The 6366-nt window shown below is 33.9% G+C and carries 3 protein-coding genes and 2 pseudogenes; 3 read left to right on the top strand and 2 right to left on the bottom strand.

What is annotated here, in order from left to right; translation table 11 throughout:
* Nucleotides 1–365 precede the first annotated feature (365 nt).
* Both GGR10_RS05130 and GGR10_RS05125 read right to left on the bottom strand, forming a co-directional pair.
* The gene (locus GGR10_RS05130) at nucleotides 366–1466 is read right to left on the bottom strand and encodes a TIGR04086 family membrane protein (RefSeq protein ID WP_182480217.1); all 1101 of its coding nucleotides are present in this window, start codon (nucleotides 1464–1466) and stop codon (nucleotides 366–368) included.
* Nucleotides 1467–2695: 1229 nt separating this feature from the next.
* Nucleotides 2696–3604: an outer membrane protein gene (locus GGR10_RS05125; protein WP_182480216.1), complete on the bottom strand. Its 909-nt coding sequence runs from the start codon at nucleotides 3602–3604 to the stop codon at nucleotides 2696–2698.
* Between the two features lie 1179 nt (nucleotides 3605–4783).
* Between GGR10_RS05125 and GGR10_RS05120 the strand changes: the two genes are divergently transcribed.
* The 3 genes and pseudogenes from GGR10_RS05120 to GGR10_RS06885 all read left to right on the top strand — a co-directional run bounded on the left by GGR10_RS05120 (nucleotide 4784) and on the right by GGR10_RS06885 (nucleotide 6235).
* The gene (locus GGR10_RS05120) at nucleotides 4784–5338 is read left to right on the top strand and encodes a recombinase RecT (RefSeq protein ID WP_182480215.1); all 555 of its coding nucleotides are present in this window, start codon (nucleotides 4784–4786) and stop codon (nucleotides 5336–5338) included.
* An 83-nt stretch (nucleotides 5339–5421) separates the two neighbouring features.
* A pseudogene (locus tag GGR10_RS05115) lies at nucleotides 5422–6023 on the top strand (lambda exonuclease family protein); the annotation flags it as partial.
* A gap of 74 nt (nucleotides 6024–6097) precedes the next feature.
* Nucleotides 6098–6235, top strand: a pseudogene (locus GGR10_RS06885) (helix-turn-helix transcriptional regulator).
* Nucleotides 6236–6366 lie beyond the last annotated feature (131 nt).

Raw genomic sequence — 6366 nt, 5'->3', positions numbered from 1 at the left:
TTGGTTATCGTGCATATTACACTAGGACAATAAAAACACTTATGAAAAAAGAAAAGGCTTTCTTGTCAGATCTTACTTACTTCTGACAGCTGGAAAATATGACTAAACACTTGCACCTAATAAAGCTACAATTACTCTAAGTGCGCTAATCAAAAATCTAGCATCCAAAAATATTAGATGATATAAACTCTTTGCTCATAATAAAGTATTATAATTTTTATAAGTTGGTAGGTGTTTCAAGCATGTACTTATCCATCTTTTGAAATGCTAGAGGTAATTGTTTCTCCTTTTAAGAAAGAAAGCTGCCATGAGTTAGCAGCTTTCTTGTTGTGATGATCAATTATGATCCATTGCAGCAGTGCTTTTTAAGCAAAGCTTTTAAGTAGGCAGCAATGTTTACGGCTTTTGGCACCATAATAGCCACATACAGTCGCAATAACAGCACCGATAAGGCTACCTAAAAAGCTCCACCATCCAATTGTAGAAGCTGTTCCAATAGCTTTGTCTGCAAAGTTTTGAGCGCTCTTTGCTGTTTCTTCAAGGTGATGAGACAGTGTGTCGACTTGTTGGTTGAAATTTTTGATTGCCTGTTCAGTTTTTACCCGTGCTTCTTGATAAAGAGTGATTGCACGATCTGCAGTGTGTTCAGCTTCAGCCTGGGTCATGCCATTGCTCGTAAGAGCGCGGATTACATCTTTGCGATCAATATTATCTGTAATCGTTTCAAGGCGGCTAGATAAACGATTTCCTAGCTTCTTAAGATAGACAGAATAACCGGTAGGATTATGCATCAAAGCTGTGATGACAGACTGTATATCATCTAAGCTCTCTTTATAAACGTTATTCAAACGTTCAGGGTTAAGAGCTGGAATATTACTTTCATTAAGTACTGTTCGTAAATCCTTGCCTAGTTTATCAAAATCAATTTTATGGCTGTTTTTATCATTCAACAGTTTGTTAAAATAATCATAATCTGAAGATGAGAAGAGGGTACCGATCCCTTTTCCTAGGCTAGAAATAGCGTTTTTGGAGCTAGATGCAACGCTTGAGAGGGTTTGAGCCCCCATGTGTGCTGCTCCGGAAACGAATAGAGTTGTCTGAAGTGTTATAAGAAGCATGAGAAGAGCCCAGGTTAAGAAACCATGTGCTGCTCCTGCTTGTTTTGCAAAATGTCCAGCAACAAAGCCACCAATAGCAAGACTAAGAAACATCACAATAATGGAACCGATGCCAACAGACATCAAAACCCCTCCAAAAGGTGCAGAAGAATAGAGGTCAATTTGTCCTAAACCTAAAGCTGCGAGCAAAAAAGAAAAGCAAATTGAAGTAGCAATAGCTGTAATCAGTCCTGCAAAAAGAGCTGACCAAGAAAGAGGCCTATGAAATAGTGGACGCTGAGGTTCCACAATTTTTTCTCCATGAAAATGTGGATTTAATGACGTTTCTGTTGGAATGCGCGTTTCCATTTGTTTATCTCCTTCTATGAGTATTGATATACAACGCATGATCTGCGTCTATGTTTCAATCTAGGGAGATATTGATAGAAGGAAAGGGTACGCCTGATGATGCCAGATCTTTAGAGAGCTATATCCGTTTTAAATAAACCTTGAAAATAAGCGTCTCATTGCCATGATCATTTATAATAATCATATTTACTAAAGGGGCCTAATAATGTGATGCTCTTTAAAGAGTAGTACAGTGTTATAGTAGTGTAATGGGGCCTCTTGTTATGATTTTTAGATGCGGGAACTTTTGTAAGATGAGCTCTTGTAAATGGTTATACTGTTTTTACTGCAATGGATGATGAGGGCATATATAGTATTTATGGTGCGCTAGGAATATATTATTATTTTTTTATTGGCAAGCCGCATTGAGCAACCTTTGTTATGTCCGCTTTGTGGGGTTATAAATAAATTGCTGATGCTGATCAAAGTTATAGAACAATAAACGATGATATTGTTCTTGTTTTTTTGAGTATATTGATACTTTTGCTGATAGAGCAGATAAGAATTACACTGTCTTGGAAAGAGTGCTCACAATGGTCCAAACGTGATAAGAATACATGTTAGAAATAAAAAAGCTCTCTATTAATTTTGAGACAAAACGCCAATAAGCACTAGTGTTACAGGTTATAAAAAGAACAATTAAGAGGGAAAGAGAGGCTCAAAAATAGTGTTCCTTAATAGAGAGAAAAACTGGTGATTGGAGTAAGTGATGCATGGCGAAATACAGAAAAATTGATCACTTAGCTTATCGCCATTACAATTTTGACTTAAATTTACGGAACTGAATGGCAAAAATAACATCAATATATTTGAGATTGTTAAAACTATTTTTGCTTGTTTAATAGTAATTTGGTGGCAAAAAATTATATGTGAAGGATTTTTTGAACAACACTCTACTTTGTTAGAATGATATGCGATGTTCATACTAAGAATAGTTTGATAATTTTTTAGCCATTGGCTTTGATATATAAGTGTTTCAAAAATATTTTGAATCTATCAATATAGCGGGTTAAACAACAGGAATTGTTTATTTTTCCAAAGTTTGATTTATTGCGATGTGTAGGAGTATATTTGTTATGCCAAGTTTAATTATACTGTATAATAATTTTTTATAGAAAAAATGTAACAACTAAAAAAGCCTTGTCAGAAACAAGGCTTTTTAGTGATTAAGTTATACAATATACAAGAAATTAGAATTTATAAGATACTCCAGCACGAAAATCATTAGTCTTGTAATGAAGTTCAAAGCTATCTTTAGCAAATTTCTTTTTTCCGAAATCCGAATAACGATACTCTGCACGCAAAATAACATCATCAGTCATTGCAAAATCAATACCCGCACCAAAAGTGTAACCGATCATTGTTTTTGTTTCATCCACCATATTATTAAGCTCTTTGTCGTGGGTTTCTGTACTTGATAGCGATAGAATATTTTGGAACTGTCCATAAGCAACACCACCAGCAATATAAGGCATAATACGATCAGCAGCAAAACCGATACGTATCCGTGTGGCACCTGTCCATTTTTGGTTTAAAGTATACTTAAATGTTATAATATTTTTTTGCGCCTCTTCTGTATCAATTGTATTTTCTCTTAATTGGACATCTCTTCTAGACAGTCGATGTTGGCCACTCTCATGATTTGGTATTAAGTTGTTTTCTCCTGGCATATCGTCTGTAGATGGTGGGGTAATTACGATAGTGTTTGTATTTTTTCGTGCAGATAGAATTATATCCGTATCAATGCTTAGGATAAGACCATTGCTGAGATCAACATTGGAACCTGCATAAAAACCACCTATGAAACCAGAAAGTTTAGGCAAAAATTTTTCATTAACTGGAACCCATTTTTTAGGTCTACCACTTTTATCAGGAAGTAAGGGAATATCATCATCATGACTCATTGCGGAAATCTTACTTGAGAAACCACCAACTTGGCCCCCAATATAAAAACCATTCCAAGAAAAAGTAGGTGGTCTAACAATTGGTGAAACACCCATTTTATAATTTTCTTTAAAAACTATACTATCTGCTGCTTGTACTAAAGAAATTGCAGCTAAAGTGAAAATAGATGTAGCTATTAAACATTTTGTATTCATATTTTTCTCCAAAGGCAATAATTTAAATACGTAATGTTATTTTTACATCAAAAAATTTACAAAATGTTGATTTTTTCTTTGTCTTAAAAACAATGCTTTACAATATATTCTGAAGCTTTTTTTATGCAAGACAAGCTTATATGTGCTTGTTTTTGTTTTTTTATGTAAATAATCAAAACGATTTTAATATTATATCATTTTGTTTTTAATTTCTTTAAGAACAGGCACAGTAACACGCTCTTTCAGTTTAGGCAGCACTCCTCCAATATCGTTGATGCAGGCACCAAGTCATTTCATTGGGGTTGTTATTCTTACTCTTCCTTCAGCTTCTGACTCAGCAATGCTTAATGTTATAAATAGCTGTAATATGAAAAGATTGTCCTGTTTTCTTTTGTATATTCACAGACTGCCCAAAGAAGAAAAAAGATCTTTTATGGATTAATTGATGGCTATTCTTAATGCACTCAGAAATATAAGTATCATAACATAATAACTGGATTAACCATTTCCGGGAAAGATATGAAGATATAAAGCGTATAACTTGCGCTTCATCTGGAGATGAGAAGAAGCTTGAAGTTTTAAATGTTTTGTTCACGGAACGGCATAAGTAATGTCTTCTACTACCCTTAATATTTCTTGTTTTTTTATGTTGTAGATAAAACTTCCCACCTTACAATAATATTATAAGTAAAATTACTCCTAAACTTTTAGAGTTCTTTATTAGCCTAGAAACAAATATTTGCCAACGCAAATGAGCGCAAGGATCATATCATTGCTGAGTTAACTCAAAGGCAGAACAACTTAAATGTTTAACGATCTTATAGACTGTTTAGTTTAATCCAAGTAGCAAAAATATTAGAATTAGAGTCTAAAGATTTACTAGTTATTTTTACATTTATTATTGGGTTTATTCTTGTGTTCCAAGAGGGTTTTTATTATCATTATTAAAGTAAAATTAATAAAAAAATTAATGGATTGTAATCCGCATCTTAAATATCCAGTGGAATAGAAAAGACCGTTTCTAGCGCAAAAATCACAGCCAAAGGATTAGTATGCTTGAGGGAGTAAATTCAAAGACAGTGCACATATTAAAAAGATATCAATTAAAGCACAACCCTTTTCAATACACGCGTTTTTTACGCCACAAGTAAGGTGTATCCAAAATTAAGGAAAATAATAATGGAAACTCCCTTCATAGCAAAAGTAGCGCAAAAATATAATTTATCAGAACAAGAATTTCGTGAAGCACTCTTCAAAACATGTATCAATTTCAATATTTCTGAGGAAGATTTTGAAGATTTTATTTATCTTGCCGATGGGTATGGATTAAACCCTCTAAACAAAGAAATATACGCTGTTCCTAAAAAAAATGGCATCATCCCAGTTGCTACTGCCGCTGGGTGGATCAAGATGATTAAGTCAAGTCCTAACCTCTATGATATAAAACTTCAAAAAAACACTGATAATGAAGATAATCTGCTTTCTGTTACATGCGCTATGTATTTGAAAGGCATTAAATATCCAGTAAGAATATCCGAATATTTAAAAGAATGCGAACAGGATACAGAATATTGGCGGAAATATCCTGCTCGCATGTTGCAGAATGAAGCAATTAAACAATGTGCACGTCTTGCCCTCGATTCTGTTGGTCCTTTTTTTTATGAAGAAGATGAAGCTTTTTATAAAGAAGAAGGTGTAGCTGATCTTATTCACGAGATCATTTGCCACAAATGAGGCTAATTATAATCTCCAAAACGAGAGGGTATCTGTTGAATTGCTTGTGTAAATCAAAGAGTTAATGAAACAAACACAAAACAGAGTGGTTTCAAGCTTGTTTAAGAAAAGTTAGAGCTTCAAGCAGTGACAGCATTGTCAGTAAAACGACTAAAAGCTTGCCGACAAGTAAATATAAAACTACAAAAATAAATTCATCCCAAAATGCTTAGAAAGTGAAACAGTATCATTTTATGAAATGCCAGCTATAAAATGGGGAAATAAACGCAAAGAGAGGGTAATTAAAAAGTACAGCCTCGAACGTGAGATTACTGTCACTCAATGCGGATTTATTCCCCATCCTACAATTGAAATGGCAAGTGCTATTCCTGATGGTCTCATTGGGGATGGAGGCCTTATAAAGGTCAAATATTCTCAACCAACAACGCATGTACGTTTTTTGTTAGATGGTAAAATCAAGCCTGAATATATCTTACAAATGCCATTCCAAATGGCTTGCACAGGACGAAAATGGTGTGATTTTGTCAGCTATAATCTTTGGCTTAAAGGCCAACACACTCATTTGTGTATAAAGATTCAACGCATCTCACGCGATGATGAACAAATTGAACGTATCAATAAAGCTGTCAAAACATTTTTAGAAGAAATAAAACAAAAAATGCAAATCTTTATACAAGCTGCTTAATGCTATGGGGGCGCTCTTTTACTTACATGTCTTCTTGAGTGCTCCCACCATCCTAAAAAGAGACAGGCAATGAGATGATATTTAATGATGGCGATAGATATGTCACAATATGTGAATGTACATAGCTTTGCAACGTATCAATAACAAGTTCGAATTGGGTGATGCAAAAAACTTTTCCCGAACCATATAAACTAGGTAGAGCAGTAAGATGAAGAAAAAAGTCTTATTTTTTCAAAGAAAATAAGCTGCAAATAGGAACAATTTAGGTAAAGTTATATAAGCTGCAGAAGATAGACTAAAAGATGGTCTAAAAATTATCAAATTAAATAAAAATCTATATATT

The organism is Bartonella chomelii (assembly GCF_014138465.1).
Lineage (GTDB): Bacteria > Pseudomonadota > Alphaproteobacteria > Rhizobiales > Rhizobiaceae > Bartonella > Bartonella schoenbuchensis.
This window is presented reverse-complemented; position numbering and strand designations above follow the sequence as displayed.

Coding starts and splice junctions, on each gene's coding strand:
- GGR10_RS05130 (WP_182480217.1), bottom strand. CDS start 1,466: ATGGAAACGCGCATTCCAACAGAAACGTCATTAAATCCACATTTTCAT.
- GGR10_RS05125 (WP_182480216.1), bottom strand. CDS start 3,604: ATGAATACAAAATGTTTAATAGCTACATCTATTTTCACTTTAGCTGCA.
- GGR10_RS05120 (WP_182480215.1), top strand. CDS start 4,784: ATGGAAACTCCCTTCATAGCAAAAGTAGCGCAAAAATATAATTTATCA.